This is a genomic window from Caulobacter sp. DWR2-3-1b2 (assembly GCF_049896345.1).
Taxonomy (GTDB): Bacteria; Pseudomonadota; Alphaproteobacteria; order Caulobacterales; family Caulobacteraceae; genus Caulobacter.
The window spans coordinates 61,422-87,568 of record NZ_JAFCUC010000006.1; the positions used below are offsets into that span (position 1 = coordinate 61,422).

Genomic DNA, 26,147 nt, shown 5'->3' on the forward strand with positions numbered 1-26,147 from the left:
ACACCCCATGCGTGAGTTCTCGATCCTCGCCGCGGCCAGCCTGGCCCTGTCGCTGCTGGCCGCCTGCGCCCCCGCCGCCTCCGGTCCGGCCCTTTCTTCGCAAACGGGGGCCACCCAAAGCGCCGACGCCTCGTGCTCGACGCGCGGCGGAACGCTGCAGCCCGTCGGCCGGATGCAGCGCCAGACCTGCGTCTTGCCCTATGCCGACGCCGGCAAGATGTGTTCCGACAAGGCCGATTGCCAAGGCTCGTGCATCGCCGACGGCAACGCTGAGTCCCAGGCCGCGACCGTCGGGCAGTGCCAAAGAACCAATGTCCAGTTCGGTTGCTACGCCAAGATCGTGGCCGGCAAGTCGACCGGCACGATCTGCGTCGACTAACCCACAAATCCGTTCATCCCGGTGAAAGCCCGGACCCGAGCCGAGTCCACCGTTGGCTCAGAGCGAAACCGCCAGGCTCAGCTTGGGTCCCGGCGTTGGCCGGGGTGAGTGGAAGATAGGGGTTGCGAGAGCGGATCATTCGGACCGGCGAAGATCACGGGATCGGCGTTGTTTTGGTCGGTGGACTGATTGATGAAGCCAAGGTCGTCGGCCGATCGCAGGGGCGGCCGGGCCGCCTCCAGCGCTGGCGGATCGTCACCGCGCCGAAACCACTGCACGAGTTTCCAGAGCCAGGTCAGGATCATCGCTTCCCCCCGAAGCCGTGGCCTCAGCGCCGCGTTCGGCGTCCCGGCCTGTCGCGCCATGACGGCGTTCGACCAGCTAAACACAGATCGACGCCGCGCCCTAGCTAGCTCGACGATCTGGCTGGTCAGACCCTCGGCGGCGAAGTGACGGTTGCCGAACGCCAGCGGCGCTGGTGAGCACCGGCGCGAAGTCTCAACCAAGATCGCGCAGCACACAGTCATGGCGGACCGGTCGCGTCTGATAGGGCTGTCGGCCCCCACGCTACAGGGTCGGCGAACAGGCTGACGTGCTCGGCGTCACGATGCTGCGTGGGGCGAGACTATCTTTCGGTGGAGGCGTAAGGGTTGGGCGGGAACGAAAGCCCCGCCCTGGCCGCTTGCCCGAAAACGAGGAACGGCCCCATGACCACGATCGCCAACCTGGACGAGTTCATTCTCGAGGAAACCGAGGACGGCATCTTCCTGACCGTCACCGGCGACGACGAGACGACCCTGAAGCTGAAGGTCACGCTGGATGACCTCGAGGAGATCGTCGAGGTCATCGACGAGGTGTTCGGACTGGAAGAAGACGACTCGGAAGAGGTGGACGAGACGGCGGGCTAGAGCATTTCCCGACCTGACTGCGTCAGGCCGTGAGCTCTAATCTTTTGTTTTCACGCATTTTTCTTCACGCGAACCGGAACCACTTCGCTCGAAAAATGCTCTGGCGGCTCACGCACTTGCCCCCGCCTGACCGCTCTCGCGGTCTGTCCACCCCCACGGGGGGGCGGAGCACCGTATGGTTCGAGCTCTTCCCCCTTTGGGGGAAGACGATCGCGAAGCGATCCGTAGGGGGCAAGTGACGCCCCCTACACGCCGCCCATTACGGCATCAAGACCGTGTCCACCACGTGGATCACGCCGTTCGACTGCATCACGTCGGGAACCGTGATCATCGCCGAGCCGCCCTTGGCGTCGGTGACCTTCCAGCCCCTGCCGGCCTTGCTGACCGTGAGCTTTTCGCCCTGAACGGTGGTCAGCATCGCCTTGCCGCCGTGCGCCTTGGCATTGGCCTTCAGGTTGGCGGCGGTCATGCGACCGGCGACGACGTGATAGGTCAGGATCTTGGTCAGCGTCGCCTTGTTCTCGGGCTTGATCAGGGTTTCGACCGTGCCGGCCGGCAGCTTGGCGAAGGCGGCGTTGGTGGGGGCGAACACCGTGAACGGACCGGGCCCCGACAGGGTGTCGACCAGGCCGGCGGCCTTGACGGCGGCGACCAAGGTGGTGTGATCCTTGGAGTTCAGCGCGTTCTGCACGATGGTTTTGGACGGGTACATGGCGGCGCCGCCGACCATGACGGTCTTCTCGTGCGCCATCGGCGTCGGCTTCATCTGGGCGGCGACATGGGCGAAGGTCGGGGCCGCCGAAAGTGTCAGCGCGCCGACGGCGGCGAGCAGCAGGGTCGTCTTCATGGGGGTGGGCTCCGGGTGGTCCTCGCCCCTGATCGAGGCGACGGAGCTACGGGCGGCGGCTGCCGAAGGATGTAATTCTTTTGAAAGCCGCGCCAGGACGCCTCCTCCATCACGATGCGTATCCGCATCGCGCCGCCTCCCCCGTTTCACGGGTGAGGAGGAAGCTGAATGATCTTTCTCCTCCCCCGTGCAACGGCGGAGGAGGCGGCGAAGCTGACGGAGGGGGCGTCACGCGCCGACCGACCTACCGCCCGGCCGCCTTGCTGATCGCGTCCAGATCATCGTCCAGTGCGCGCGTCGCCATCACCACCGTCGTCACCGCGTGCTGAAAGAAGTCCCGCGGCACGGTCTCGAAATCGTCGGTGGGCTGGTGGTATTCGGCGTGGTCCTCGACGCCGAAATAGACCCAGGGGACCTTGGTGGCGGCGAAAGGTCCCTGGTCGGACTGGTCGGTCCAGTTGTCGTGCTTGCCGTTGGCGTCGGTGTCGTGGCCAAGCTTCAGGGTCAGCGGCGCGGACTTGGCGACGCGCTCCAGCACCGCCTTCAGCCAGAGCTGCGGGCCAGCCCCACTGACATAGAGTTCGCCCTCGGCGTTCTTGCTGATCATGTCGAAATTGACCTCCAGACCAAGCGTGTCCAGCGGCACGGGCGGCTTCTCTACGAAGGCCTTGGCGCCCCGGAGGCCGCTTTCCTCGCCATCGAAAGCGACGATCAGCACCGTGTGACGCGGCGGCCGCGCCTTGAACGCCTCGGCCACCGCCAGCAGGCCCGCCACGCCCGAGGCGTTGTCGTCGGCGCCGTTATAGATCTTGCCGTTCTTGATCCCCAGGTGGTCGTAATGGGCCGAGACCACCAGAACCTTGTCCGAGCTCGACGTGCCTTGGATGCGAGCCACCAGGTTGACGCCGTGCAGAATCTTTCCCAGCCGGCTGGTGAAGGTGAACGGCTGCTCGAACGTCGCGCCCTGCGGCTTCAGCCCGATCTGGCCGAACCGCTTGACGATATAGGCCCGCGCCCTGGCCCCGCCCGGCGTGTCGACGCCCCGGCCTTCCATGTCGTCGGCGGAGAGGATGCGGACGTCGTCGAGGGCGTGGACGCCGGGATTGGGCGCAGCGGTGGCGTAACTGGCGGTCGAGAGCGCGGCTAGGAGGGCGACGGAAATCAGGTGGTGACGCATGTGAGACATCCCGGTGACCACGTCTTCATGCCGCGCGTCGTCCGGGATCGCCAGTCGAGAAATGACAGCTCCGGCCCAGCGCGCATTTCCATCGTACGCCCGTTCTTAAGGTTTACGCGGCATAACCAAGGCGCAGAGATTCGGAGTCTTCCGCCGTGCCCATGTCCCCCGCCGACCTCGAAGCCCGCCTCAACGACGCGTTTCCCGACGCGGAGATCGTGCTGACCGACCTGGCGGGCGACGGCGATCACTACAAGGCGCGCATCGTCTCGCCGGCCTTCAGGGGCCTGAACCGGGTCAAGCAGCACCAGATGGTCAACCGCGCCCTGGCCGATGTGCTGGGCGGCGCGCTGCACGCCCTGGCGCTCGAAACCGCCGCGCCTCCGGAATAGCCCGGTGCGCTACCGACCCTTCGGCAATGCGGGCGTGGCGGTCTCGGCGATCTCGCTGAGCCTCCAGGACCAGCCGCGCCTTAAGGCCGACGACTGGCGCAAGCTGATCTTCGCGGCGCTGGAAAATGGCATCAACAGCTTCGAGTTCGACGGCGTGTCGCCGGCCCTGATGGAAGGCGCGACCGAAGCCTTCTCCACGGTCGAGCGGCGGCTGCTGTTCATCGGCTGGCGGCTGCGCGCCCAGAGCGACCGGGCGTTGAAGGCCGAGGCGATCCACGACATGATCGAACAGGCGCTGGACCGCACGGGCCTGGGCTATCTGGACGTCGCCACGATCGACGATCCGGACGCCAATGATTTCCCGACCGAGACCCTGGAACACCTGAAGGCCGTCCGTAGCGCGCGGCTTGTCGGCACCCTGGCGGTGGCCGGCGGGGGCGACAAGTTCGACGCCTATGTGGCCTCGGGGCTGTTCGAGGCCATGGCCACGCCGTTCAACCTGGCTTCGGGCTGGGTGGAGCGCAATCGCGTGCGCGCGGCCATGGGCCGTGAGATCGCGGTGGTCGGGCTAGACTTCTGGCCCCACGCCCTGCGCGACGATCGCAAGGCCTTCCTGCCAAAGCCGTCGCTGTGGCGTCGCCGCACCGACCCGCTGGCCGATGTGGGCGGCTACGCCTTCCTGCACGACACCCACGGCTGGACTCCGCAGCAGATCTGCCTGGCCTACGCCCTCACCGAGCCCTCGCTGGCCACGGTGCAGATCACAGCCAGCACGCCGGCCGAACTGGCCGATCTGGCCGCCATCGCCGAGCGAGACCTGCCGACCGGCTGCTCGGCCCAGATCGAAATGGCCCGCTTTTCGGCCCAGGAAGCCGAACGCAACAAGCGTCGGGCCTGACGATCGGAGCCAGGCCCATGGGCCTGTCCCCGATCGTTGCAACGCCCTCGCCCTTGACCCGGACCGCCCTGGCGCCTAGCTGAGAGGCTACGCCAAGGATCTTCCCCCATGACCGACGTCACCGCCGAAGCCGCCGCCTCGCCCGCCCTGGCGTTCATCGCCAAGACCGTGGCCGAAAACCCCGTCGTGCTGTTCATGAAGGGCGTGCCGGATCAGCCGCGCTGCGGCTTCTCGTCGATCACCGTGCAGATCCTCGACCATCTGGGCGTCGAGTTCATCGGCGTCGACGTGCTGCAGGACGACGAGTTGCGGGCGGGCGTCAAGGCCTTCACCGACTGGCCGACCATTCCCCAGCTCTACATCAAGGGCGAATTCGTCGGCGGCAGCGACATCGTCCGCGAGATGTTCCAGTCGGGCGAATTGAAGACCCTGATGGAAGAGCAAGGCCTGATCGCCGCTTGAGACCGCCTTCGGCGGGCTCACCTCTCTTAGCGAACGCGCGCCCTTGTCCCGAAACCGCCCACACTTTCGGGGCGCGCGCTTGAGCCGGGTCTTCGTCCCGGCGGGCGACGCCTTTCAGCTAACCTTCGAACCGAAGGCGTCGGAGATCGACGCCAATGGCCACGTCAACAATTGTCAACACATTCACAAGTTGGCCAGATCGGGCTAACGCTCTGTATTGAATAGACAATGCTGACTGCACAGTCGGCGATAGCTTGCTGAGGCGACGTTGTCGTCTGCCGCAAGCCCGGAAGCGGACTTTCGAACTTCTGAAGGGTGGAAAAAAGAAACTGGCCCCCGCGCCAGAGGTGGCCAAACCAAGGCCGATTCTGGTCGCCATCAAGGGCAGGAACCACCCTTTGTAGGCGGTTGGACCGCCCAACGACGCATTGAATGTCACGCCACCTGTCGCAGAATGGCGACGCGGCGGAGTCGTATGGCGGTCGCCACGAACCAGCTCATGAGCACGGCGACGAAGAGACGGTTCGTCAGTCCATAGGGCGCGCCTCGATGCAGGGTCAGGAACTGGGCGATGAACGCCGTGAGCAAGGCGATCGCCAGAGCCAGGCCGATCCAGCGATAGCCGCGCCACTCCTCGCTCTGGTGAAAGCTGACGGCGAAAAGCAGCGAGCACAGGATCACGCTGACCACGTTGACCAGGAAGCTGGCGGTGTGGATGTTGCCCGTTATTGTCGTGGCCGCCGTTTCAAGATCGGTGGGAAACGTCGCCGTCGTCAATAGGCCCACCGTCGCGACCCACAGCAGCAGCACCGCTGCACGGCCCGGCAAGGATCTCGGACCGGCCATGGCCATTCCTATTCCTAGCGTCAGGCAGCCCACGGCCAGCGCCACGAAGGCCGTCGTCATCACCCAGCCAAGACGTCCGACCGCATAGTCGCTGATCATGTGGTCTACGGGTGTGTAGTCCGGCCGCAGACCATGCAGAAGGACAAGCACCACAATGAAATAGCAAAAACAGCCGGTCGCGATCTCGGCCCACCGCCTGGACCAAGCGAGCTGACGATCGGTTATTGGGTTACCCATGATCCGTCCCCGCTCGGCGCAATGCGCTCTCCCTAGGGAGGAGCACAGAGTGGGCGGCGGAATGCAAGAGCGACCTACGCGTGTGGCGAAGCGCTCGCAATAGCGGCTGTGTCTGAAAACCCGCTCAAACGGATAGTCGAAATGTCCGCAACGGGTCGAAGCGAGAAATTGGCCTAGCGCCCGGAACTGTTCCTTCCCGCAGCATAGTTAACAATGGCCATGTCAACAACGTGGTCTATCTGGCCTGGGTCCGGACCTGGCGATCGCCCATTGGGACGCCTGGGCCTTGCCCGAAGAGCGGGCGGGATGGAGCTGGGTGGCGCGCCGGCATGAGATCGACTACCGCCGCGAACTGCTGCCCCACAAGACCGCCACAGGCTACACCTGGGTGGGCGACCTGAAGGGCTGAGCTAGAGCATTTTTCGAGCGAAGTGGTTCCGGTTCGCGTGAAGAAAAATGCGTCAAAACAGAAGATTAGAGCTCACGGCCTGACGCAGTCAGGTCGGGAAATGCTCTATTGTTGCGTCACGGGATTGAGCACAGCCAACCGCCCCCGCCTGACGACACCAAGCTCCTCATAGCTAAACCGAAGCTCGACCGCCTCCGCCGCCTCGTGGCAGCCATCCACGCGCTTGCGGGCAAAGGCTACCGTCGGCGGCAAGGCTGCGTGATCGAGGTAAAAGGTGAAATCCTCCTTGCGCGTGCAGCCGCTGGAAGTCACGCGCAGAACCAAGCCGTCGCGAGTGGCGGTGATCGCCTCCAGCGCTTCCAGCTCGGCTGTTTCGCCCGTGGGGCCCGCCACCAGGGTGATTCCTCGTGACGCCGCGCAGCCGCCCAGGGCCAACAGGAGCCCGGTCGCCAGCAGTCCGCGTCGATCGAGGGTCATGCACGCCTTGGCATTAGAGAGAAACTCCGCCCTAGTTTGCCCACGGCTTGGCCGCGCGCAACCGACGAGGACCCGAGTGCTCCGTAAAATCGCTTCGATCGCCGCCGTGGCCTTGTCCCTGGCCGCTGCCTCGCCCGCCTTCGCCGCCCACTACGGGGCGCTGGATGCAACGGCCGCCCAACTGATGAGGCAGGGCAAGATCCCGGGCCTGGCCTTCGCGGTGATCGAGCACGGCAAGGTCGTGCACGTCTCGGCTCAGGGCTTTCGCAATGTCGAGAAGAAGCTGCCCCTGACGCCTGAAACGATCATGTACGGCGCCTCGATCAGCAAAGCCGCCTTCGCGCAGTACGTGCTGATGCTGGTGGATGACGGCAAGATCGATCTCGACACGCCGATAAAGACCTATCTGCCAAAGCCGCTGCCCGACTATCCGCGCTACGCCGACTTGGCCGGCGATCCGCGCTGGGAAAAGATCACCCCGCGGATGCTGCTGACCCACAGCTCGGGCTTGGCCAACCAGCGGGTCTATGACCCCGACAACAAGCTGCGGTTCAACCTGGAGCCTGGCACGCGCTACGCCTATTCCGGCGAGGGGATCAACCTGATGCAATTCGTCATCGACGAGGGCCTCGGGCTGAAGGTCGGCGACGAGATGCAGCGACGCATCTTCGCCCCCCTCGGCATGACCCGCAGCAGCATGATCTGGCGCGACGACTTCGCCGGCAACCTGGCCGACGGCTACAAGGCCGATGGGTCGTTCGAGGACCATGACATGCGGGGCAGCGTGAAGGCCGCCGGCTCGCTGGACACCTCGATCCACGATCTCGCGCAGCTGGCCGCCGCCATGGTCTCGGGCAAAGGCTTGTCGGTGAAAGCGCGGGCCGAGCGAACCAAGGCCAGTTTCCCGATCGTCGGCGCCCACCAGTTCCCACCGTTCCGGATCGTCGACAATCCAGACAATGCGAAGATCGGTCTGGCGGCCGGGATCGGCGTGGTGGTGTTCGACGGCCCTCAAGGCCACGCCTTGTACAAGGGCGGCCACAACGACATCACCGACAATCAGCTGATCTGTGTCGAACGCGGCCAGCGCTGCATCGTCATGCTGACCAACAGCGGCGTCGGGGCGCGGCTCTTCCCGCCCCTGGTGAAGGCGGCGCTTGGCGACGTGGGGATGCCGTGGACGTGGGAGTATAATCCGGTGCTGCCGGTGGCGGCCCCTTAGGCTTGGCCTTTGGCCAAATTCTCGCGCAAGCGATTAGCCACGTCGCCCAAGGTAATCCGCGAGAGCGAGCCGTGGACGTCAGGCGCGCCCGTGGCGGCCATGGATTGGGCCAGGCCAGCGGTGAAGTCGGTGATGGCGGTGATGTGCTGAGCCAGCATGTCGACCATGTGCAGCTCCTGCATCACCTTCATCCGCGACTCCATCGGCACTTCCTCGAGGATCTGGCCCAGCGCGCCGTCGAGGTGGCCGCACGACACCGCCGCGATCGACATCTCCGCTGACAGGGCTTCGAGCACGTCGACCATGCTGGTGGTTTGGGTCTTCTCAAGCGTGACGGTCATGGCTTTCCCCTTGGCGTTTCAAGCAGATAACGCCGTGCGCCTTGTCGCCTGGTTAAGGACACGCGCCTCGGCGAGGCGGGGTGACAGATTGTCGCGGGATCAGTCGAAGATGTCGAACAGGTCGAAGCGCTTCTTCTTGCTCTGGCCGCCCTGGTCGTAGCGCCGGTCGTCATCGCGCCGGTCGTCGCGCGGCTCGCGGGGCCTGTCGTAATCGGGCAGGCGGGGTTGGGCGACACGCGGCTCACCCCGCTCCATGGCCATCAGCTTTTCCAGCTCGCCGCGGTCCAGCCAAACGCCCCGGCATTGGGGGCACATGTCGAACTCGACGGTGGCGCGCTGCACGGCCTGCATGGAGGCGTCGCAATTGGGGCACATCAGAAGTGGCATGGGCGGTCCTGGTTCCGTGGATGGAACGGGTGCTCTCGATGCTGATCCGGAACGCGGGAGGGGGACAACCGGACCCAGACATCGAGAACACCCGATGCGGTCCGACATCACGAGTGCTTGCATCACTCGCCAGAGGGGCCCGGCCCGCATGCTGTAACTGGGAAGGCGCGGCGCCGGTTTCAAGGGCGCGACCCGATACGAAAAAGGCCCCGGTTTCCCGGGGCCTTTCCGATCGTTGCGAAGGCGACGCGTCTTACGAGGCGTAGAATTCGACGACGAGGTTGGGTTCCATCTTCACCGGATAAGGCACTTCCGACAGTTCCGGGATCCGGACATAGGTCGCGCTCATCGCCTTGGCTTCGACGGTGACATACTCGCAGAAATCGCGCTCGCCCGAGGCCAAAGCTTCGATGACCAAGGCCATGTTGCGCGACTTTTCGCGGACGCTGACGACGTCGCCCGGCTTGACGCGGTAGGAGGCGATGTTGACGCGCTTGTCGTTGACCAGGATGTGGCCGTGGTTGACGAACTGGCGGGCGGCGAACGGGGTCGGCACGAACTTGGCGCGATAGACGATGGCGTCGAGGCGCGACTCCAGCAGGCCGACCAGGTTTTCAGCCGTGTTGCCCTTGCGGCGCGCGGCTTCTTCATAGGTGCGGCTGAACTGCTTTTCGGTCAGGTTACCGTAGTAGCCCTTCAGCTTTTGCTTGGCGCGCAGCTGCAGGCCGAAGTCCGAAACCTTCTGCTTGCGGCGCTGGCCGTGCTGGCCGGGGCCGTAGGACCGCTGGTTGACCGGCGACTTGGGCCGGCCCCAGAGGTTCTCGCCCATGCGGCGATCGATCTTGTACTTGGCGCTATGGCGCTTGGACATGTGTAGCTCTTCTATTCGATCCGGGCCGGCGCCCCTGCTGGCAGGGGCACGATCTCAACGGCGGCGTCGCATCAATCCGTCATGTGGTCTTCTCGCCAAACGGCAAGCCGCTGGCGAGAAGGCGCGGTTTATGGCGGAGGGGATGCGGGGAGTCAACGGGTGTAGGACCTAATCATCCTGCTGGGCGCCGTGCCTTATCCGGATGATGACCACTGCCTCAAGCGTCACCTGATAGCGCAGAATATAGGGTGGAATGGCCGTGAATTCTCTCAGGCTTGGCCCGATCGATCGGGTTCGCTCGGGATGCTCGCCAAGACTGTCGCCAGCCCGCTTGAGCCGAATGGCCATACGTTGGGCGGCGAGTGGACTGAACTGGCCTATATAGGCCCGGAGCGCCGCCAAATCCGAAAGCGCTCGGCGCGTCCAGATTACTTGAACCACGACGCCGGTGCTGGCTTTTCGTCAGCTGCGCCCCAAGTGTCTAGCCAGGCTGCCACCTCAGCATGAGGCACCACCCGTCCAGCCTCTAGGTCCGCTAGACCTTCGGCGTCAGCAGCTGTTTCCGACTCGTCATCGACTTGATCGAAGATTGAGGGTTCGGGGGTCATGGTTTCGACCGTATCACGACGACGGCGCCCCTCAAAGCTGCCTAAAGCCTGGCCGCGTGCCATGCCACGTGCTCACCGATGAAGGTGGCAATGAAGAAGTAGCTGTGGTCGTAGCCTTCTTGGCGGCGGACGGTGACCTTGCGGCCCGCTTTGGCGGCCGCGGCTTCTAGCAGTTCGGGCTTCAGCTGGTTTTCGAGGAAGTTGTCGGCCAGGCCTTGGTCGATCAGGATCTCGTCGAAGGCGGCGCCCGCGCCGTCCTCGATCAGGGCGACAGCATCATGGGCCCGCCAGGCGGCGCGGTCCTCGCCCAGATAGGCGGTCAGGGCCTTGTCGCCCCACGGGCAGTTCAGCGGCGAGACGATCGGCGAGAAGGCGCTGACCGACTTGAAGCGGTCGGGGTTGCGCAGGGCGATCGTCAGCGCCCCGTGGCCGCCCATCGAGTGGCCGAAGATCCCCCGCCGGGCCGGATCTAGCGGGAAGGCGCCGTCGACGGCCTCCAACAGGTCCTTGGTGACGTAGGAATACATCGAGAAGTGCGACGCCCACGGCGCCTGGGTGGCGTCGACATAGAAGCTCGCCCCCTGCCCCAGGTCATAGGCCGGATCGTCGGCCACCCCTTCCCCTCGCGGGCTGGTGTCGGGCGCTACGATGGCGATCCCTTGCTGGGCCGCGTAGGCGTAGACGCCAGACTTGGTGGTGAAGTTGTCCTCGGTGCAGGTCAGGCCCGACAGCCAGACGAGATAGGGGAATGGTCTCTTCCCGCAATTCTTGTCTGGTCCAGGCGTCCAGACGGTGAACTTCATTGGCGTGCCGGTACTGGCGCTGTCGTGCTGGCAGTAGCGCAGGGTCCCGCCTTGGGTGCGGTGGGTGGCGAGGGTCTCGAGGTTGGACATTTCGGTACCTGACCAAAGATCCCCAATCCGCTCATCCCGGCGAATGCCGGAACCCAGATTCAGCCTGAGCGGTTGGTGGGTTTCACCTGGGTCCCGGCATTCGCCGGGATGAGCGGATTATAGAGATCTAGAACGTCACCACCGTCCGAATGCTTGTCCCCGCGTGCATCAAATCAAACGCCTCGTTGATGCGATCGAGCGGCAGGACGTGGGTGATCATCGGGTCGATCTGGATCTTGCCGTCCATGTACCAGTCGACGATCTTCGGCGTGTCGGTGCGGCCGCGCGCGCCGCCGAAGGCCGTGCCCTTCCAGACCCGGCCGGTGACCAGTTGGAAGGGTCGGGTGGAAATTTCCTTGCCCGCCTCGGCCACGCCGACGATGATGCTCGTCCCCCAGCCGCGGTGACAGCATTCCAGAGCCTGGCGCATCACCGTGGTGTTGCCGGTGCAGTCGAAGCTGTAATCCGCGCCGCCGTCCGTCAAAGCCACCAGATGGGCCACCACGTCGCCGCCCGGCACGTCCTTGGGATTGACGAAGTGGGTCATGCCGAACCTGCGGCCCCAGTCCTCGCGGTCCGGGTTGATGTCGACGCCGATGATCTTGTCGGCGCCCACAAGTTTCAGGCCCTGCAGCACGTTGAGGCCTATGCCGCCTAGGCCGAAGACCACGGCATTGGCGCCCGGCTCGACCTTGGCGGTGTTGACCACGGCCCCCACACCCGTGGTCACGCCGCAACCACAATAGCAGGCGCTCTTGAACGGCGCGTCCTTGCGGATCCGGGCCACGGCGATCTCGGGCAGCACGGTGAAGTTCGAGAAGGTCGAGCAGCCCATATAATGGTGGATGGTCTGGCCCTTGTAGGAGAAGCGGCTCGTGCCATCGGGCATCAGGCCCTTGCCCTGGGTGGCGCGGATCGCCGTGCACAGGTTGGTCTTGCCGGAAAGGCAGCTTTTGCACTGCCGACATTCGGGCGTGTAGAGCGGGATCACGTGGTCGCCGACGGCCAGGCTGGTGACACCGGCCCCCACCTCGACCACCACGCCCGCGCCTTCGTGGCCCAGGATCGAGGGAAACAGACCCTCGGAGTCCAGCCCGTCCAGCGTGTAGGCGTCGGTGTGGCAGACGCCGGTGGCCTTGATCTCGATCAGCACTTCGCCGGCCTTTGGCCCTTCCAGGTCGACCTCGACGATCTCCAGCGGCTGCTTGGCGGCAAAAGCGACGGCGGCGCGGGTTTTCATCGAAAGCTCTCCGGAACGTGAGTCGGCGGCACCTTGCCAAGGCTTGACGGCGCGGGCCAGTCCCAGCGCGATCTTCTCCGACGAACCGTGCCGCCTTGTGTAAAGTATATTTGACATGCTGACGCCCTTAGCAGACGTTATGTACAAGATATTTTACATCACAGGAGCAGGCCATGGCTCTGCGAGAAAAGAGTGCGTGGGTTTCGTTCTGGACGACCCTGATCGTCTATGTCGCCTATGTCGCCTATGTCGGCAAGATGGCGATCGAGGGCCGGTCCCTCGGCTTCGCCGGGCCGTTGACAGCCTGCATATTGGTGCTGGTGGTCTTGCAGGTCGGCTTGCAGATCGCGCTGGCGGCCCTGTCGCGCGAGCCCCGCACCGCCCAGGACGAGCGCGAGCGGCTGATTGATCTGGAGGCTTCGACGCGGGCTTTCTACGTGTTGCAGGTGGCGGCGATGGGCGCGGCGATCACGGTCTATTTCGCCGACAAGACCCTGATGGCCCATGCGGTGATCCTGGCTCTCGCGGTCTCGGAACTCACCCGGCACGGCGGGATCATCCTCGGCTACCGGCGGGCGGGCTGAGCCATGCCCGCCCCGCCCCCGATCAAGAACGACATCCGCCGCCTGCGCTTCGAGCACGGCGAGATGACCCAGGCCGATCTCGCGCAGCGCATCGGCATGACCCGCCAGACCATCGCCGCCATCGAGCAGGGCAAATACTCCCCCTCCCTGGAAGCCGCCTTCCGCATCGCCCAGGTTTTCGGAGTGGGCGTGGAGCGGGTGTTTCAGTGGGAGGGGTGAAGTTCTGAAACCCTCTCCCGGAGGGGAGAAGATTTATTTATCGGCCTTCGCCGCCTTCTGCGCCGCCAGCTTGGCAAGCACCCGGCCGCGGCCGCGCGATAGCGCCGTGACCACGCCGCGGAAGGTGCGGACCTCCTGCTCGGTTAACCGGGCCCTTGCCAGCGGGGCGCGCAGGTTGCGGACCATCGACGGCTTCTTCTCGGGCGGGTGATAGAAGCCCGCCTCCTCCAGCTGCTCCTCCAGTTGGGCGTAGAGGCCCAGCAGGCTGGACTGGTCGGCCGGCGGCTCGACGTTCTGCTCGAACTTCACCCACGGCCGGTCGTCGACCGTCAGCTTCCACTCATAGGCGGTGATCGAAACCGCCTGGGCCAGGTTCAGCGACCGGAAGCGCTCGGCGATCGGAATGCTGATGATCGCCTGGCACATCGCGATGTCGTCAGTCTCCAGTCCGGCCCGCTCGCCGCCGAACAGCAGGCCGACGGCATGGCCCTGGCCCACCTCGTCCGACAGCTGGGCGGCGGCCTCGCGCGGGGTGACCACAGGCAGGCGGGTCTCGCGGGGACGGGCGGTGGTGGCGAACACCAGCTTCAGGTCGGCGATGGCCTCGGCCAGGGTGTCGAACACCTTGGCGTTGTCGAGCGGCCAGGTGGCGCCCGAGGCGCTGGGCCAGGCGCGTTCCTGCGGCCAGCCGTCGCGCGGCTTGACCAGGCGCAGGTCCTCGAGCCCGAAATTGGCCATGACCCGGGCGACCGCGCCGATGTTTTCGGCCATCTGCGGATGGTTGAGGATCACGCAGGGCGGGGGGAAGATCGTCGTCATCGCCTCCCTTTGCCGCCGGACGCACCCAGGGTGCAAGCCCCACAATGGCAAGTCGCGCGTTTAGCTACGGTCCAGCTCGCTCCCACAAGACCGCAAGAGACCGCCGCGCATGCTCATCCGTCCCGCCCTCCTCGCCCTGACGCTGTTGCTGGTCCGCTGCGGAGAGCCGCCGATGCTGGGCCAGGAGGTCCCCTTGTTCGACCCCAACACCTTGACCGCCCAGTTCCAGACGGTCGCCGACCGCGCTGGGTCCGGAACCCTGGGCGTGGCGGTCGAGGATCTGCGCACTGGCCAGGTGATGTCGTTCAACGGCGAGCGGCGCTTTCCTCTGCAAGGGGTTTCCAAGGCCCCTTTGGGCGCCGCCGTGCTGGCCGAGGTGGACGCCGGACGGTTGAAGCTGGACCAGACCGTGACGATCGAGGACGAGGACCTCTCGCCACCCTACAGCCCCATCGCCGACGCTTGGCCAGGCCGCAAGGACTACACGATCGGCGACCTGCTGGAGCGTGCGGTGGGTGACAGCGACAACACCGCCGCCGACCTCTTGATGCGCGAGATCGGCGGACCGGGCGCGGTGACCGCCTGGTTGCAGAGTCGCAAGATCGAGCGCCTCGATATTGATCGCTATACCCGCCAACTGGAGCCCGACAGTCTTGGCCTGGCCTCGTTCCGCCCCGACTGGAAGGGCGAGGCCGCCTATCGCGCGGCGCTGGGAGCCGTGCCCGCCCAGGCCCGCCGTCGCGCGACCCTGGCTTCTCTGACCGATCCGAAGGACACCGCCACGCCGCTGGCCGCCGTGCGCTTTTTGGAAGCTCTGAACCAGAACGAACTTCTGTCCCCGGCCTCGACCCAGCGCTTGATCGGCCTAATGATCCACAGCCCCGCGGCGCCCGGCCGCCTGCGCGCCGCCCTGCCGAACGAGGCGGGGCTGGCCCACATGGGCGGCACGGCGCGCACTGATCTAGGCTTCACACCGGTGGTCAACGACATCGGCACCTATCGGTTGAAGGACGGCCGCAAGGTCGCCGTGGCGGTATTCCTGTCGGGCTCGTCGCTAGGCGAGGTCGAGCAGGAGCGGTTGATCGCCGATGTCGGGCGGATCGTGATCAAGGCGGCGGGAGAGGTGAAGTCGGGCTCTAGCTCACCGCGCTGATCGGCTCGGCGCGCGGCTTTATCCGCACCCGGGCCAGGGCTTCCAGCAACATGGCCGGCCGCATGGGCTTGGCCAGGTGGAGGTCGGCGCCAGCGGCCTTGGCTGCGGCGACGTGCTCTTCCATCGCATTGGCGGTCAGCATGATGATCAGCACCGGCGGCGCGCCGGTGGAGGCTTCACGCTCGCGGATCAGCCGGGTAGCGGTCAGGCCGTCCATGATCGGCATCTGCATGTCCATCAGGATCGCGTCGAAGGCGCCGACCTCGAAGGCCTCCACCGCCGCCTGACCGTCCTCGACCATGGTCAGGATCACGTCGAACGGCTGCAACACGATCTCGACGACCTTCTGATTGGTCGGATGGTCCTCGGCGACCAGCACGCGCAGGCCCTCCAGGGAAACCTCCTCGCCGTCGCCATCGTCGTCGATCTCGATGGCCTGGACCTGGGCCAGCGGCAGATCGACCTGGAAGATCGCCCCACGTCCCACCACGGCCCGGGCGTCGATGCGGCCGCCCATCATCTCGGCCAGGGCCGCGCAGATCGAGAGGCCCAGGCCCGTGCCGCCGAACTGGCGAGTGATCGACTGGTCCGCCTGGACAAAGCGCTTGAACAGGCGGCGACGCACGGTGTCGTCAAAGCCGACGCCCGTATCGCTGACCGTGAAGCTGAGCCCCTCCTCGGTGCGCTCGACCACCAGGCCGATGCCGCCCACGGCGGTAAATTTCACGGCGTTGGCCAGCAGGTTGTTGAGGATCTGGCTGATCCGTCCGGCGTCGCCCAGATAGGCGCCTTCAGAGCCGGGCTCCAGCGACCAGTTGAAATCCAGTCCCTTGGCCTCGGCCGAGGCGCGGTGCAGTTCGGCGACACCATTGACCAGTTGGTTCAGGTCGAACGCCGCCGAGGACAGCTGGAACTGACCGGCCTCGATCTTGGAGACGTCGAGAATGTCGCTGAGCACCTGCTCGAGCAGCCGGCCCGAGGAGGTGACCAGGGCGGCCAGTTGGCGGCGACGCTCCGGATCCATCTCCTCGGCCAGCCGATCGCCGATGGCGATGACGCCGTTCAGCGGCGTGCGCAGCTCGTGGGACATGTTGGCCAGGAACACCGACTTGGCCTGGTTGGCGCGCTCCAGCTCGATCGTGCGTTCGGCGACGCGTTCCTCCAGCGAACGGAGCAGCTCGATATTGCCGTCGCGCTGGCTGCGTAGAGTTCGCGCCAGGGCGCCGATCTCGTCGGTGCGGGTCTCGATCGGCTCGGCTTCATAGACATTGCCCGTGCGGTGAGCGTCGGCCAGCACGACCAGCGGCCGTTCGACGGTGATGCGCATCACGCGGTAGAGCAGCGCCACCTGCACCACCGCGCCCAGCACGCCGAACAGCAGCACCCACGACGCGGTCTTGACCGCCGACCACACGAGGTCGCCGGACGGGAAGATCATCAGGAAGTACCAGTCGGGCTCCTTCAGCCGGCCATAGGCGATCACCCGGTGCTTGTTGCGGATCGCGCCGACATCGTCGCCGCGCGCCCGGATCTGGCGAACGACGTCGGCGACGCCCTCCTCGCTCTGGGCCCGCACCAGCGTCTGGGCGTCGACCACGCCGTTCTTGGCCAGGCCCGGCAAGGCGATCAGCTCGCCGTCGGACGAGACGATCATGTTGCGCCCACCCGGCAGGGCGTCGCCCACCGCGCGCAGCAGGTAGGAGTCCAGCGACAGGCTGGTGCCCCAGGCGCCAAGCTGCTGGCCGTGATAGTCGAAGGGCGTCACGCAGGCCGAGTTCAGCCCTCGGCCACTGGGGTCGGAGATCAGCTTGGTGCACTTCATGACCCGCTGGCGGTTCTGCTGCGGCAGGGTCAGGAGGTTCATCTCCTCGCCGCGGATATCCAGGGTCGGCGGGGCCTTGCGGCGGTAGTAGATCAGCCGGTCGGCGCGCTTGGGACCGAACATCACCAGCCGGGTATCGGGCGTGAAGAAGTAGAAGTTGTCGTAGCGGTTTAGCTCGGCCTCGCCGGTGTGCGAGACCACTTGGGTGGCGGCCAGCATCAGGGCCTTCTGAGGCCGGGTCAGTTTATCAGCGTCGCGCAGAAAACCGCCGATGCCGTAGGTGTAGTCACCATCGACCACGCCGCCGTCATAGAGCGTATCGACCGAGCGTCGCGTGCCGTCGCCCTGTTTTGGGAACTGAGCGTCGAATTCCCGGTCGACGGTGGCGGAATCCAACGCCTGAAGCCGGCGGGCCAGCGAGTCCGAGGCCGCTTCGTGCACCTTGACCAGGTCCGAGAACAGACGGTCCTCGGTCTTCACCCTCTCGGCGACATATTCGGCCAGGTGGCGGATCTGGACGTCGGCGGCGGCGCGCTGGACAAAAACGAAGGTCACGGCCGTGGCCACGCCAGTCACCGCGATCGACAGGATCGCGACGATCGCCAACAGGCGCCGGGCAAGTGGCGACGTAACTTCGGTATTGGCTCGACGGCTCTCCACGCCCGTTGTTACCCCGCAAGCCTCAACAAGATTTTACCCTACCCGATCAGCGCCTTAACCGCCTAGGACGACGTCGTCGCGACCTCGCCTTTCCCAGCGGCTTGCAACAGTCTATAGGCCTCCCGTCCGCGCCGCTCCTGGGCCCTGTGCGCCAAAGAGTCACAGGCGCGCCACCGCCAGAGGAAAGCCCCTGCAATGGCCAAGATTAAAGTCGCCAATCCCGTCGTCGATATGGACGGCGATGAAATGACCCGGATCATCTGGAAGCTGATCAAGGACAAGCTGATCTTTCCGTATCTGGACCTGGAGCTCGACTATTTCGACCTCAGCGTCGAGAACCGCGACGCCACCAACGACCAGGTGACCATCGACGCGGCCGAGGCCACCAAGAAGCACGGCGTCGCCGTCAAGTGCGCCACCATCACCCCAGACGAACAGCGGGTCACCGAGTTCAATCTCAAGAAGATGTGGAAGTCGCCGAACGGCACCATCCGCAACATCCTGGGCGGCGTGATCTTCCGCGAGCCGATCATCTGCCGGAACGTGCCGCGCCTGGTGCCGGGCTGGACCCAGCCGATCATCGTCGGCCGCCATGCGTTCGGCGACCAGTACAAGGCCACCGACTTCCTGTTCCCCGGCAAGGGCACGCTGACGATGAAGTTCGTCGGCGAGGACGGCGTGGTGATCGAACACGAAATCTACAAGTCCCCGTCGGCCGGCGTGGCCATGGGCATGTACAATCTGGATGAGTCGATCCGCGACTTCGCCCACGCCTCGCTCGCCTATGGCCTGGGTCGCGGCTATCCGGTCTATCTGTCGACGAAGAACACGATCCTGAAAGCCTATGACGGCCGCTTCAAGGATATCTTCCAGGAGATCTTCGACGCCGAATATGCCGAGGCCTTCAAGGCCAAGGGCATCCACTACGAGCACCGCCTGATCGACGACATGGTGGCCTCGGCCATCAAATGGTCGGGCGGCTATGTCTGGGCCTGCAAGAACTATGACGGCGACGTTCAATCCGACATCGTGGCCCAAGGCTTTGGCTCGCTGGGCCTGATGACCTCGGTGCTGATGACCCCGGACGGCAAGACGGTGGAAGCCGAGGCCGCCCACGGCACGGTCACCCGCCACTATCGCCAGCACCAGAAGGGCCAAAGCACCTCGACCAACTCGATCGCGTCGATCTTCGCCTGGACCCGTGGCCTGGCCCACCGCGCCAAGCTGGATGACAACGCCGAACTGACGGCCTTCGCCCACACCCTGGAAAAGGTCTGCGTCGACACTGTTGAGAGCGGCTTCATGACCAAGGACCTGGCCCTGCTGGTCGGGGACCAGCAGTCGTGGCTGACCACCGAAGGCTTCCTCGACAAGATCGACGAGAACCTGAAGATCGCGATGGCGGTTTAGGTCGCGAACCGTCATCGACGGAACAGAAGCAGCGCCCCTCGGGAAACCGGGGGGCGTTTTTCGTTCGTGGTGGGCTTAAACAATTTAGCGGCGTCGCCAGTGGTAGGTCACGTCAGGCATCTTCTCTTCGTTGCGTGCGCCGTCGGTCAGTTCTTCGACCAGGAAGCCATGCCGCTGGTAGAGAGTCCGGGCTCTGAGGTTTGACTGGAATGTGTAGAGCCGCAGTTCATCTTGCTGGCTCTGGGCAAGTCGCACCAAGGCGCCGCCGATCCCCTGCCCGTGGAAATCTGGGTCCACATAGAGATGGTCAATCCATCCAGGCAGCAACGCGAGATGTCCACGAAGGATGGCGTCCTCGAACGCGCCCCAGACAGGACCCTCGACCATCACCCTGTCACGATAGAAGGCGGCGAATTCGGCTTCGGAGTGAAGCGACGTGTCGTAGCCGGGGATCAAGGCCCCGGCCCGGCGATGGAGCGCCGCAGCCTGCGCACCCTCGTCGTTAGTGATGAGCCGCAGCGTGATCATGGCCGCGCCGCTCGGAAGATCAGCGACGCGAGGAACATGGCGCGACGATTTCGCCATCTTCCTTGCTGAAGGTGTCGATCGGTCGATCGGTCGATCGACCAGGATGGGGGTAGCGACCGTCGCCTCCAGGATCTGATCTTCGGTCGCCGTCCCGTCCGCCAAGCCCAGCTCGCCGGCCGGGGCGCCCATCTCGCGCAACAGGTCGCGGAGACACGCCACCCCCCGAGCCGACAGGTCGCGCAATTGGTCGCCCGTCCAGCCGACGCTCAGATACTTGACGACCGTCGGCGCATAGCCCGCCGCCTCGACGATGGCCACGACGTTGCGCGAGGTCCCGCAGGCTGCGGTTGTGGAAGATGACGATAGGGAAGTCAGCTTCGGACACAGGATCGCTTTCAATTGAGGGACAAGGCGGGTCGCGGCGCATTGACGATTTCCATGGATTGGAGCGGTCTGGCAAGGCAGGTCGGTGTTTGCGGGCGTACTGTCTGAAATCCCATGCTCGCGTGGCGCGAGAAGCCTTGCGGCGCGCCGGGGATTAGGGTGTCTATGCTGGCGTTAACCTTCTTCGCGCGGGGGCGGCGATGACCTTTCAGAAACGGCTGTGGGACCTGGTGGTCCTGGCGATCTTCGTCTTCGCCGCCGCCTTCGCCACCGCACCCTGGTTTGCCTTTCGCGCCCTCAAGGCCGCCGCCCAGTACGAGGACGTGCAAGCGATCAGCGAACTGGTCGATTTTCCCGCGGTGCGTCGCAGCCTCACCAGCGAGTTGAACGACGCCGAGCCCGCCGCCGTGGCGCCGGCCGAACCGCCGTCGATCTGGCGCGACCCGCTGGGGGTCTTCAAGCGGGCCATCGAGCCGATCGCGCCGCGCGAGCCGAAGGTGGATCGCTATCTGACCGTCGCGGGGCTGTCGGCCCTGACCCGCGGCTATCCGCCGGGCATGGCGCCGACCGCCGCCGCCAAGCCCGTCACCGCCATGGACAAGGCCAAGGCCGCCGTCACCGGACCGCACGCCGCCATCGCCTACTGGGATCCCAACCGCGTGCGGATCGCCGTCAAACGGCCCGATGCGGCGGACAAGACCACGGTCTTCACTTTCCAGCGCGGCAAGCTGTTCGAGTGGAAGCTGGTGCATGTGCGCCTGCCGCAAGACGAGCGCTGATCGGGCGCTAGACCGCCGGCCGCCGCCAATGGTATCGACCTGCGGCCCACCTGGGCGGAGACCGCCGCGTGTCATCGTCCCGTAGCTTCCTGGTAGCGCCTTGATCCCCCTGCTGTTCGACGTGCCGCAGCGGGTGCTGCCCTTCTTCCTGCTGGTCGCGGCCGGGGTCACCCTGGCGCGGCTGCGGCTGTTCGACGCCCGGATGTCGACCGGCCTGTCGAGCTATGTCTACTGGATCGGCTTTCCCGCCCTGCTCATCCATTCGCTGTCGCGGGTCGGTATCCCCGATCGCGCCCTGACCCTGGGGCTGTCGGCCTATGGCGCCTGCGCCTTGCTGGTGGTGGCCTTGATGGTCGCTCTGGGCGTCGCGCTCCGCTGGACCCGTGAGGAACGGGCCGGGGGCGCCTTGTCGGCGAGCTTGGGCAACAGCGCCTTCCTGGGCCTGCCGATCGCCGCCGCCGTGCTTGGCCCCGAGGCCGCCCGCGTGTCGGCGGGCGTTGTGGCGGTCGATTTCGTGGTCGTTGCGGCCATCGGCGTAGGCCTGCTGGGCTGGGCCGGCGGACGCTCGACCTGGCGCTCGCTGATGCAGGCCTTGCGCAATCCGATCGTGCTGGCCGCCATCACCGGCACCGCCATGGCCCTCCTTGCCCTGCGCCTGCCCGACGTGCTGGATCGCGCGGTTGGCGCCGCAGCGGCCTCGGGTAGCCCCGCGGCCTTGGTCGCCTTGGGCGTGGCGCTGGGCCTGACCGGCCTGCCGGCCGCCGGTGTTCCTTCCGATCCCCCCACCGAGGAACCGGCCCCGATCCCGCGCTGGGGCCCAATCGTCGTCGCCGCCGTGGCCAAGCTGATCCTCTTGCCCATCGCCACCTGGTTCGCCACCGGCCTGGTCGACGCGCCGCTGATCTTCCGCCTTGGCGCGACACTGATGGCCGCCACCCCGACGGCGGTCAATGTGTTCATCCAGACCAAGGCCTACAGTGTGTTCGAACGCGGCGGGGCGCGGATCGTGGCCCTGACCACGGCCGCCTCCTGCGTCACCCTGTCGGTCGCGGCGATCCTGCTGGAACGGGTTCTGGTCCGCTAGATCCGCGAAACGTCCGTTACCGCCAAGGCTTGGGCGGCAGCTCGCTTGACCTAGGTTTTGGTGAACACCTCGCGAGATCTGGTGAGTGGGAACGATGAGCAACGGGCGCCGTTGCGGTGACTGACAGTCTCCCGGGCTGCCCAGGGAGATACAGACGATGGCCGACACCGAGGGTCCGGGTGGACCATCCCATCGCGCCGCCGATGGCCTCGCCGACCATGAGGTTGATACGGTCGAGGCCGTCGCCTGCCTTCATCGCGACCATTACCGGCGGGCCAGCAGCCTTCAGCGGTTGATCGACAGCGCCACAGAGCGGCTCGGCCGGCCCGCCGCCGCCGTCTTTCTGACCGTGGTGATCGCAGGCTGGGCGGGCTTGGCGGCGTGGCGCGGGGGCGGCCGGGTCGATCAACCGTCATTCGCCTGGCTGGAATTGGCCGCCACCCTGGCCGCCCTGCTGGTGGCGATCCTGATCCTGGTGACCCAGAGGCGCGAGGACCAGCTTGCCGACCGCCGCGCCCAACTGACCCTGCAGCTGGCGCTGCTGGCCGACAAGAAAAGCGCCAAGATCATTCAGCTCCTTGAGGAACTGAGGCGCGACGCGCCCAACATCGCCGACCGGGTGGACACCGAGTCCGAAGACATGGCCAAGCCCGCCGATCCCCAAGTCGTCGCCGCCTCCATCGAAGAGCAGGCCGGCGGCAGCGGCCTGGGCAGTCCTGACAGCGCCGGAGCGACCTCATGGGAACGTCGCCAAAGGCCCTAGAGCATTTCCCGACCTGACTGCGTCAGGCCGTGAGCTCTAATCTCTTGTTTTGACGCATTTTTCTTCACGCGAACCGCAACCTCTTCGCTCGAAAAATGCTCTAGCCTGCCAGCGCCGCCTTGATGGCGTCCAGGCCCGCCTGGGCCTTGGTCGCGTCGGGCGCGCCGCCTTGGGCGAAGTCGGCCTTGCCGCCCGCGCCTTGGCCGCCCATGGCCAGAACGGCCGCCTTGGCAAGCTCGGCGGCGCTGAACCGGCTCGTTAGGTTGGCGGTGACGGCGACCGTCACGGCGGCCTTGCCATCACTCGTGCCCACCAGGGCCACGACGCCGGACGTCAGCTGTTTCTTGAACTCCTCGGCCACGCCGCGCAGTTCCTTGCCGCCCACGCCGTCCAGGACACGAGCGATCAGGGCCGTCCCCGCGACGTCCTCTGGACCCGAAGCCGGGCCCGAACCACCGCCCAGGGCGAGCTGCTTCTTGGCGTCGGCCAATTCGCGCTCCAGGCGCTTGCGGTCGGCGATCAGGGCGTCGACCCGGGCGGCGACCTCGGCGACCGGAGCCTTGAACTGGTCGGCCAAGGCCTTGGCGACGCCAGCCTGGTCAAGCAGAAAGCGGCGGGCCGCCTCGCCGGTCAGGGCCTCGATGCGCCGGACGCCGGCCGCGACCCCCTGCTCGGAGACGATCTTGAACAGGGCGATGTCGCCGGTGCGGGCCACGTGGGTGCCGCCGCACAGCTCGACCGAATAGGCCTTGCCGTCCTCGGTCAGCGACTTGCCCAGGGTCAGGACGCGGACGCTGTCGCCGTATTTCTCGCCAAACAGCGCGATGGCGCCGGCCTCGATGGCCTCCTGGGGCGCCATTTCCTTGGTCTCGGCGGGCGCGTTCTGGCGGATCACCTCATTGACCTCGGCCTCGATGCGCTCGATCTCGTCGGCGGTCAGCGGGCCGCCGTGGCTGAAGTCGAAGCGCATGCGGTCGCCATCGACCATTTGGCCCTTTTGAGCCACGTGCGGGCCCAGAACATGGTGCAGGGCGGCATGCACCAGGTGGGCGGCCGAGTGGTTGGCGCGGGTGGTGGCGCGTTTGCCGGCGTCCGCCGAAGCGACGACCTGATCGCCGACCTTTAGCGGGCCGGCCAGTTCGACGCGGTGCACATACAGCTCGCCGGCCTGTTTCTGGGTGTCGAGCACCCGGCTCTCGACGCCGTTCGCCTCGATCACGCCGGTGTCGCCGGCCTGGCCGCCGCTCTCGGCGTAGAAGCCGGTGCGGTCGAGCAGGACCTCGACGGTCGTGCCCGCCGTGGCGGCGTCGGTTTCCGCGCCGTCGATCAGGATCGCCTTCACAACGCCCGTGGTCTCGGTGTGGTCATAGCCGGTGAACTGGGTCGGGCCGGCGCGTTCCTTGACGCCGAACCAGGCGGCGGCGGCCCCGGTCTGGCCGGAGCCCGCCCAGTTGGCGCGGGCCATCGTGCGCTGGCGGTCCATGGCCACGTCAAAGCCGTCGGTGTCGACGGTGATGCCCTTGGCGCGCACGGCGTCCTGGGTCAGGTCGAGCGGGAAGCCGTAGGTGTCGTAGAGCTTGAAGGCGGTCTCGCCGTCCAGCACGCCGCCGGCCGTCAGGCCCGCGGTGGCGTCGTCGAGCAGGCCCATGCCGCGGCCCAGGGTGACGCGGAAACGCTCCTCTTCCTGGCGCAGGGTGTCGACGATAGAGGCCTCAGCGCGGCGCAGTTCGGGATAGGCCTGGCCCATCTGCGCCACCAGGGTCGGCGCCAGGCGGTGCATCAAGGGCTCGCCCGCGCCCAGCAGATAGGCGTGGCGCATGGCCCGGCGCATGATCCGGCGCAGCACATAGCCGCGGCCTTCGTTCGAGGGGGTGACGCCGTCGGCCAGCAGGAACGAGGACGAGCGCAGATGGTCAGCGATCACCCGGTGCGACGGGGCCTGGTCGCCTTGCGCCTTCACCCCGGTCAGCTCGACGCTGGCGCCGATCAGGGCCCTGAACAGGTCGATGTCGTAATTGTCGTGCACGCCCTGCAGGATGGCGGCGATGCGCTCCAGGCCCATGCCGGTGTCGATCGAGGGCTTGGGCAGCGACAGGCGATCGCCGCCGGCCATCTGCTCGAACTGCATGAAGACCAGGTTCCAGATTTCGATGAACCGGTCACCGTCCTCATCGGGGCTGCCGGGGGGGCCGCCGGGGATGTGGTCGCCGTGGTCGAAGAAGATTTCCGAGCACGGGCCGCAGGGGCCGGTATCGCCCATCGACCAGAAATTGTCGTTGGTGGCGATGCGGATGATGCGGCTGTCATCCAGACCCGCGATCTTCTTCCAGAGATCGGCGGCCTCGTCGTCGGTGTGGTAGACGGTGACCAGCAGCTTGTCCTTGGGCAGGCCAAACTCGCGGGTCAGCAAGGTCCAGGCGTGGGTGATCGCCTGTTCCTTGAAATAGTCGCCGAACGAGAAATTGCCGAGCATCTCGAAGAAGGTGTGGTGGCGGGCGGTGTAGCCGACATTGTCGAGATCATTGTGCTTGCCGCCGGCCCGGACGCACTTCTGCGACGAGGTGGCGCGCGGATAGGGCGGGGCCTCGGCGCCGGTGAAGGCGTTCTTGAACGGCACCATGCCGGCATTGACGAACAGCAGCGTCGGATCGTTCTGCGGCACCAGCGGCGCCGAGGGCGTGATCGCATGATCGGCCGCGCCGAAATAGTTCAGAAAGGTGCTGCGGATCTCGTTCAGGTTGGGTCGGCTGGTCATCGGCGTCTCGGGTGTTCGTACTGGATCCGGTCGAACCGGAGGTCGGGGCTGCATAGCGCGGTTTCAAGCGGAGTGGAAACCACGTTGGTCGTTGGGGTGCAGGCCGGGGCTTGAGATCCTCCCCCGTAGGGGAAGTGTCGGCAAAGCCGACGGAGGGGGTGTGAGCGGCGCAGGTCACCACCCGACTCAGTCGACCCCACACTCCCACACCGGTCGCTTCGCGACCGCCTCCCCCACGGGGGGGAGAGGACTTGGGTGGTCGAGGCGGCGGAGCCGCCGGGGCTCTTCGGGCCACCTCCTCTTAGGAAGCGAGACCTACCGGCCAACTGAGCAGACCCCTCCGTCCCCCGAAGCGGGCGGCTCCTCCCCTTGAAGGGAATTGGCAGATAGCGCGGTAGACCCCCTCCGGCCCTGCGGGCCACCTCCCCCTGCGTGAGAGGATTGTCGGAGAAACGAAATCGGACGCCTGGCATGGGGTCCAGGCGTCCGGGGATCGCGGCCTGCCGAGGCGGTATTCCACGGCGGCTATAAGGCGGGGTCGCACGCTATGGAAACGGCGGCCGCGAAACCTGTGTCAGGTCAGGCGCTGGGCC

Annotated in this window: 29 protein-coding genes and 1 pseudogene; 14 read left to right on the forward strand and 16 right to left on the reverse strand. The window is 66.1% G+C overall.

Annotation, left to right across the window (positions count from 1 at the left end; genetic code table 11):
• Positions 1-7 precede the first annotated feature (7 nt).
• Entirely contained in the window at positions 8-379 is a 372-nt protein-coding gene (locus ACP694_RS15825) for a hypothetical protein (protein ID WP_426013924.1), read from the forward strand.
• 77 nt (positions 380-456) lie between these two features.
• Here ACP694_RS15825 and ACP694_RS15830 read toward each other — a convergent pair whose 3' ends face one another.
• On the reverse strand, positions 457-684 hold the full coding sequence (locus ACP694_RS15830) for a hypothetical protein (RefSeq protein WP_426013925.1): 228 nt from the start codon (positions 682-684) through the stop codon (positions 457-459).
• Positions 685-1,086: 402 nt separating this feature from the next.
• On the opposite strand from ACP694_RS15830, the gene ACP694_RS15835 reads away from it, so the two are divergent.
• A complete protein-coding gene (locus tag ACP694_RS15835; protein WP_426013927.1) occupies positions 1,087-1,287 on the forward strand; it encodes a hypothetical protein in 201 nt (66 codons plus the stop codon).
• Between the two features lie 259 nt (positions 1,288-1,546).
• Here the strand turns inward: ACP694_RS15835 and ACP694_RS15840 are convergent, their stop codons facing one another.
• Both ACP694_RS15840 and ACP694_RS15845 read right to left on the reverse strand, forming a co-directional pair.
• A complete protein-coding gene (locus ACP694_RS15840) occupies positions 1,547-2,134 on the reverse strand; it encodes a fasciclin domain-containing protein (RefSeq protein WP_426013928.1) in 588 nt (195 codons plus the stop codon).
• Positions 2,135-2,378: 244 nt separating this feature from the next.
• Positions 2,379-3,311, reverse strand: coding sequence for a M20/M25/M40 family metallo-hydrolase (locus ACP694_RS15845; RefSeq protein WP_426013929.1), 933 nt, complete (start codon positions 3,309-3,311; stop codon positions 2,379-2,381).
• A 155-nt stretch (positions 3,312-3,466) separates the two neighbouring features.
• Here ACP694_RS15845 and ACP694_RS15850 point away from each other — a divergent pair, with 155 nt between their 5' ends.
• From ACP694_RS15850 to grxD, 3 genes are all read left to right on the forward strand, one after another.
• On the forward strand, positions 3,467-3,703 hold the full coding sequence (locus tag ACP694_RS15850; protein WP_426013931.1) for a BolA family protein: 237 nt from the start codon (positions 3,467-3,469) through the stop codon (positions 3,701-3,703).
• A gap of 4 nt (positions 3,704-3,707) precedes the next feature.
• Positions 3,708-4,601 (forward strand): aldo/keto reductase, encoded by an 894-nt coding sequence (locus ACP694_RS15855; RefSeq protein WP_426013933.1) that lies wholly within the window; start codon positions 3,708-3,710, stop codon positions 4,599-4,601.
• A 108-nt stretch (positions 4,602-4,709) separates the two neighbouring features.
• Positions 4,710-5,063 carry a Grx4 family monothiol glutaredoxin gene (gene grxD, locus ACP694_RS15860; RefSeq protein ID WP_426013934.1) on the forward strand — a complete coding sequence of 118 codons (354 nt, stop codon included), beginning with the start codon at positions 4,710-4,712 and terminating at the stop codon, positions 5,061-5,063.
• A 435-nt stretch (positions 5,064-5,498) separates the two neighbouring features.
• On the opposite strand, the gene ACP694_RS15865 is transcribed toward grxD, so the two are convergent.
• Positions 5,499-6,146: a DUF998 domain-containing protein gene (locus ACP694_RS15865; protein ID WP_426013935.1), complete on the reverse strand. Its 648-nt coding sequence runs from the start codon at positions 6,144-6,146 to the stop codon at positions 5,499-5,501.
• 167 nt (positions 6,147-6,313) lie between these two features.
• Here ACP694_RS15865 and ACP694_RS15870 point away from each other — a divergent pair.
• Positions 6,314-6,552 (forward strand): annotated as a pseudogene (locus tag ACP694_RS15870) (thioesterase family protein); the annotation flags it as partial.
• Between the two features lie 108 nt (positions 6,553-6,660).
• On the opposite strand, the gene ACP694_RS15875 reads toward ACP694_RS15870, so the two are convergent.
• Positions 6,661-7,032: a hypothetical protein gene (locus tag ACP694_RS15875; protein WP_426013937.1), complete on the reverse strand. Its 372-nt coding sequence runs from the start codon at positions 7,030-7,032 to the stop codon at positions 6,661-6,663.
• 76 nt (positions 7,033-7,108) lie between these two features.
• Between ACP694_RS15875 and ACP694_RS15880 the strand changes: the two genes are divergently transcribed.
• The gene (locus tag ACP694_RS15880; protein WP_426013939.1) at positions 7,109-8,254 is read left to right on the forward strand and encodes a serine hydrolase domain-containing protein; all 1,146 of its coding nucleotides are present in this window, start codon (positions 7,109-7,111) and stop codon (positions 8,252-8,254) included.
• On the opposite strand, the gene ACP694_RS15885 is transcribed toward ACP694_RS15880, so the two are convergent.
• The 7 genes from ACP694_RS15885 to ACP694_RS15915 all read right to left on the reverse strand — a co-directional run bounded on the left by ACP694_RS15885 (position 8,251) and on the right by ACP694_RS15915 (position 12,594).
• Entirely contained in the window at positions 8,251-8,595 is a 345-nt protein-coding gene (locus tag ACP694_RS15885) for a hypothetical protein (protein WP_426013941.1), read from the reverse strand. The two genes, ACP694_RS15880 and ACP694_RS15885, sit on opposite strands and share 4 nt — an antisense overlap.
• Before the next feature lie 99 nt (positions 8,596-8,694).
• Positions 8,695-8,982, reverse strand: a complete 288-nt coding sequence (locus tag ACP694_RS15890) for a zf-TFIIB domain-containing protein (protein ID WP_426013943.1) — start codon at positions 8,980-8,982, stop codon at positions 8,695-8,697.
• A gap of 253 nt (positions 8,983-9,235) precedes the next feature.
• A complete protein-coding gene (gene rpsD, locus ACP694_RS15895) occupies positions 9,236-9,853 on the reverse strand; it encodes a 30S ribosomal protein S4 (protein WP_426013945.1) in 618 nt (205 codons plus the stop codon).
• 168 nt (positions 9,854-10,021) lie between these two features.
• The gene (locus ACP694_RS15900) at positions 10,022-10,294 is read right to left on the reverse strand and encodes a type II toxin-antitoxin system RelE/ParE family toxin (protein WP_426013947.1); all 273 of its coding nucleotides are present in this window, start codon (positions 10,292-10,294) and stop codon (positions 10,022-10,024) included.
• Positions 10,282-10,461: an antitoxin gene (locus ACP694_RS15905; protein ID WP_426014229.1), complete on the reverse strand. Its 180-nt coding sequence runs from the start codon at positions 10,459-10,461 to the stop codon at positions 10,282-10,284. The genes ACP694_RS15900 and ACP694_RS15905 overlap by 13 nt, the downstream gene beginning before the upstream one ends.
• Positions 10,462-10,502: 41 nt before the next feature.
• Positions 10,503-11,354 carry an S-formylglutathione hydrolase gene (gene fghA / locus ACP694_RS15910; RefSeq protein ID WP_426013949.1) on the reverse strand — a complete coding sequence of 284 codons (852 nt, stop codon included), beginning with the start codon at positions 11,352-11,354 and terminating at the stop codon, positions 10,503-10,505.
• 127 nt (positions 11,355-11,481) lie between these two features.
• Positions 11,482-12,594 (reverse strand): S-(hydroxymethyl)glutathione dehydrogenase/class III alcohol dehydrogenase, encoded by a 1,113-nt coding sequence (locus ACP694_RS15915; protein WP_426013950.1) that lies wholly within the window; start codon positions 12,592-12,594, stop codon positions 11,482-11,484.
• 173 nt (positions 12,595-12,767) lie between these two features.
• Between ACP694_RS15915 and ACP694_RS15920 the strand changes: the two genes are divergently transcribed.
• Positions 12,768-13,178 (forward strand): hypothetical protein, encoded by a 411-nt coding sequence (locus tag ACP694_RS15920; protein WP_426013952.1) that lies wholly within the window; start codon positions 12,768-12,770, stop codon positions 13,176-13,178.
• Positions 13,179-13,181: 3 nt separating this feature from the next.
• Complete coding sequence (locus tag ACP694_RS15925; RefSeq protein ID WP_426013954.1) at positions 13,182-13,397, forward strand: helix-turn-helix transcriptional regulator; 216 nt, start codon at positions 13,182-13,184, stop codon at positions 13,395-13,397.
• A gap of 33 nt (positions 13,398-13,430) precedes the next feature.
• Here ACP694_RS15925 and ACP694_RS15930 read toward each other — a convergent pair whose 3' ends face one another.
• Positions 13,431-14,216: an RNA methyltransferase gene (locus ACP694_RS15930; RefSeq protein WP_426013955.1), complete on the reverse strand. Its 786-nt coding sequence runs from the start codon at positions 14,214-14,216 to the stop codon at positions 13,431-13,433.
• A 109-nt stretch (positions 14,217-14,325) separates the two neighbouring features.
• Between ACP694_RS15930 and bla the strand changes: the two genes are divergently transcribed.
• Positions 14,326-15,369: a class A beta-lactamase gene (gene bla, locus ACP694_RS15935; RefSeq protein WP_426013957.1), complete on the forward strand. Its 1,044-nt coding sequence runs from the start codon at positions 14,326-14,328 to the stop codon at positions 15,367-15,369.
• Here the strand turns inward: bla and ACP694_RS15940 are convergent.
• A complete protein-coding gene (locus ACP694_RS15940) occupies positions 15,353-17,851 on the reverse strand; it encodes an ATP-binding protein (RefSeq protein ID WP_426013959.1) in 2,499 nt (832 codons plus the stop codon). The two genes, bla and ACP694_RS15940, sit on opposite strands and share 17 nt — an antisense overlap.
• 195 nt (positions 17,852-18,046) lie before the next feature.
• Here ACP694_RS15940 and ACP694_RS15945 point away from each other — a divergent pair, with 195 nt between their 5' ends.
• A complete protein-coding gene (locus tag ACP694_RS15945) occupies positions 18,047-19,261 on the forward strand; it encodes an NADP-dependent isocitrate dehydrogenase (RefSeq protein ID WP_426013960.1) in 1,215 nt (404 codons plus the stop codon).
• Between the two features lie 84 nt (positions 19,262-19,345).
• On the opposite strand, the gene ACP694_RS15950 is transcribed toward ACP694_RS15945, so the two are convergent.
• Positions 19,346-20,107, reverse strand: coding sequence for a GNAT family N-acetyltransferase (locus tag ACP694_RS15950; protein WP_426013962.1), 762 nt, complete (start codon positions 20,105-20,107; stop codon positions 19,346-19,348).
• Positions 20,108-20,373: 266 nt separating this feature from the next.
• Between ACP694_RS15950 and ACP694_RS15955 the strand changes: the two genes are divergently transcribed.
• From ACP694_RS15955 to ACP694_RS15965, 3 genes are all read left to right on the forward strand, one after another.
• Positions 20,374-20,952, forward strand: coding sequence for a DUF2939 domain-containing protein (locus tag ACP694_RS15955; RefSeq protein ID WP_426013964.1), 579 nt, complete (start codon positions 20,374-20,376; stop codon positions 20,950-20,952).
• A 100-nt stretch (positions 20,953-21,052) separates the two neighbouring features.
• Positions 21,053-22,036 carry an AEC family transporter gene (locus tag ACP694_RS15960; protein ID WP_426013965.1) on the forward strand — a complete coding sequence of 328 codons (984 nt, stop codon included), beginning with the start codon at positions 21,053-21,055 and terminating at the stop codon, positions 22,034-22,036.
• A 157-nt stretch (positions 22,037-22,193) separates the two neighbouring features.
• Positions 22,194-22,799, forward strand: a complete 606-nt coding sequence (locus ACP694_RS15965; RefSeq protein ID WP_426013966.1) for a DUF1003 domain-containing protein — start codon at positions 22,194-22,196, stop codon at positions 22,797-22,799.
• Positions 22,800-22,899: 100 nt separating this feature from the next.
• Here ACP694_RS15965 and alaS read toward each other — a convergent pair whose 3' ends face one another.
• Positions 22,900-25,554 carry an alanine--tRNA ligase gene (alaS, locus tag ACP694_RS15970; RefSeq protein ID WP_426013968.1) on the reverse strand — a complete coding sequence of 885 codons (2,655 nt, stop codon included), beginning with the start codon at positions 25,552-25,554 and terminating at the stop codon, positions 22,900-22,902.
• Positions 25,555-26,147 lie beyond the last annotated feature (593 nt).

Excerpts from the sequence above, each read along its gene's own strand:
- rpsD (WP_426013945.1), bottom strand. The coding sequence starts at position 9,853 with ATGTCCAAGCGCCATAGCGCCAAGTACAAGATCGATCGCCGCATGGGC.
- ACP694_RS15845 (WP_426013929.1), bottom strand. The coding sequence starts at position 3,311 with ATGCGTCACCACCTGATTTCCGTCGCCCTCCTAGCCGCGCTCTCGACC.
- ACP694_RS15915 (WP_426013950.1), bottom strand. The coding sequence starts at position 12,594 with ATGAAAACCCGCGCCGCCGTCGCTTTTGCCGCCAAGCAGCCGCTGGAG.
- ACP694_RS15840 (WP_426013928.1), bottom strand. The coding sequence starts at position 2,134 with ATGAAGACGACCCTGCTGCTCGCCGCCGTCGGCGCGCTGACACTTTCG.
- ACP694_RS15825 (WP_426013924.1), top strand. The coding sequence starts at position 8 with ATGCGTGAGTTCTCGATCCTCGCCGCGGCCAGCCTGGCCCTGTCGCTG.
- bla (WP_426013957.1), top strand. The coding sequence starts at position 14,326 with ATGCTCATCCGTCCCGCCCTCCTCGCCCTGACGCTGTTGCTGGTCCGC.
- ACP694_RS15875 (WP_426013937.1), bottom strand. The coding sequence starts at position 7,032 with ATGACCCTCGATCGACGCGGACTGCTGGCGACCGGGCTCCTGTTGGCC.
- ACP694_RS15835 (WP_426013927.1), top strand. The coding sequence starts at position 1,087 with ATGACCACGATCGCCAACCTGGACGAGTTCATTCTCGAGGAAACCGAG.
- ACP694_RS15890 (WP_426013943.1), bottom strand. The coding sequence starts at position 8,982 with ATGCCACTTCTGATGTGCCCCAATTGCGACGCCTCCATGCAGGCCGTG.
- ACP694_RS15945 (WP_426013960.1), top strand. The coding sequence starts at position 18,047 with ATGGCCAAGATTAAAGTCGCCAATCCCGTCGTCGATATGGACGGCGAT.
- ACP694_RS15930 (WP_426013955.1), bottom strand. The coding sequence starts at position 14,216 with ATGACGACGATCTTCCCCCCGCCCTGCGTGATCCTCAACCATCCGCAG.
- ACP694_RS15920 (WP_426013952.1), top strand. The coding sequence starts at position 12,768 with ATGGCTCTGCGAGAAAAGAGTGCGTGGGTTTCGTTCTGGACGACCCTG.
- ACP694_RS15955 (WP_426013964.1), top strand. The coding sequence starts at position 20,374 with ATGACCTTTCAGAAACGGCTGTGGGACCTGGTGGTCCTGGCGATCTTC.
- ACP694_RS15865 (WP_426013935.1), bottom strand. The coding sequence starts at position 6,146 with ATGGGTAACCCAATAACCGATCGTCAGCTCGCTTGGTCCAGGCGGTGG.
- ACP694_RS15905 (WP_426014229.1), bottom strand. The coding sequence starts at position 10,461 with ATGACCCCCGAACCCTCAATCTTCGATCAAGTCGATGACGAGTCGGAA.
- alaS (WP_426013968.1), bottom strand. The coding sequence starts at position 25,554 with ATGACCAGCCGACCCAACCTGAACGAGATCCGCAGCACCTTTCTGAAC.
- ACP694_RS15830 (WP_426013925.1), bottom strand. The coding sequence starts at position 684 with ATGATCCTGACCTGGCTCTGGAAACTCGTGCAGTGGTTTCGGCGCGGT.
- grxD (WP_426013934.1), top strand. The coding sequence starts at position 4,710 with ATGACCGACGTCACCGCCGAAGCCGCCGCCTCGCCCGCCCTGGCGTTC.
- ACP694_RS15885 (WP_426013941.1), bottom strand. The coding sequence starts at position 8,595 with ATGACCGTCACGCTTGAGAAGACCCAAACCACCAGCATGGTCGACGTG.
- ACP694_RS15965 (WP_426013966.1), top strand. The coding sequence starts at position 22,194 with ATGGCCGACACCGAGGGTCCGGGTGGACCATCCCATCGCGCCGCCGAT.
- ACP694_RS15925 (WP_426013954.1), top strand. The coding sequence starts at position 13,182 with ATGCCCGCCCCGCCCCCGATCAAGAACGACATCCGCCGCCTGCGCTTC.
- fghA (WP_426013949.1), bottom strand. The coding sequence starts at position 11,354 with ATGTCCAACCTCGAGACCCTCGCCACCCACCGCACCCAAGGCGGGACC.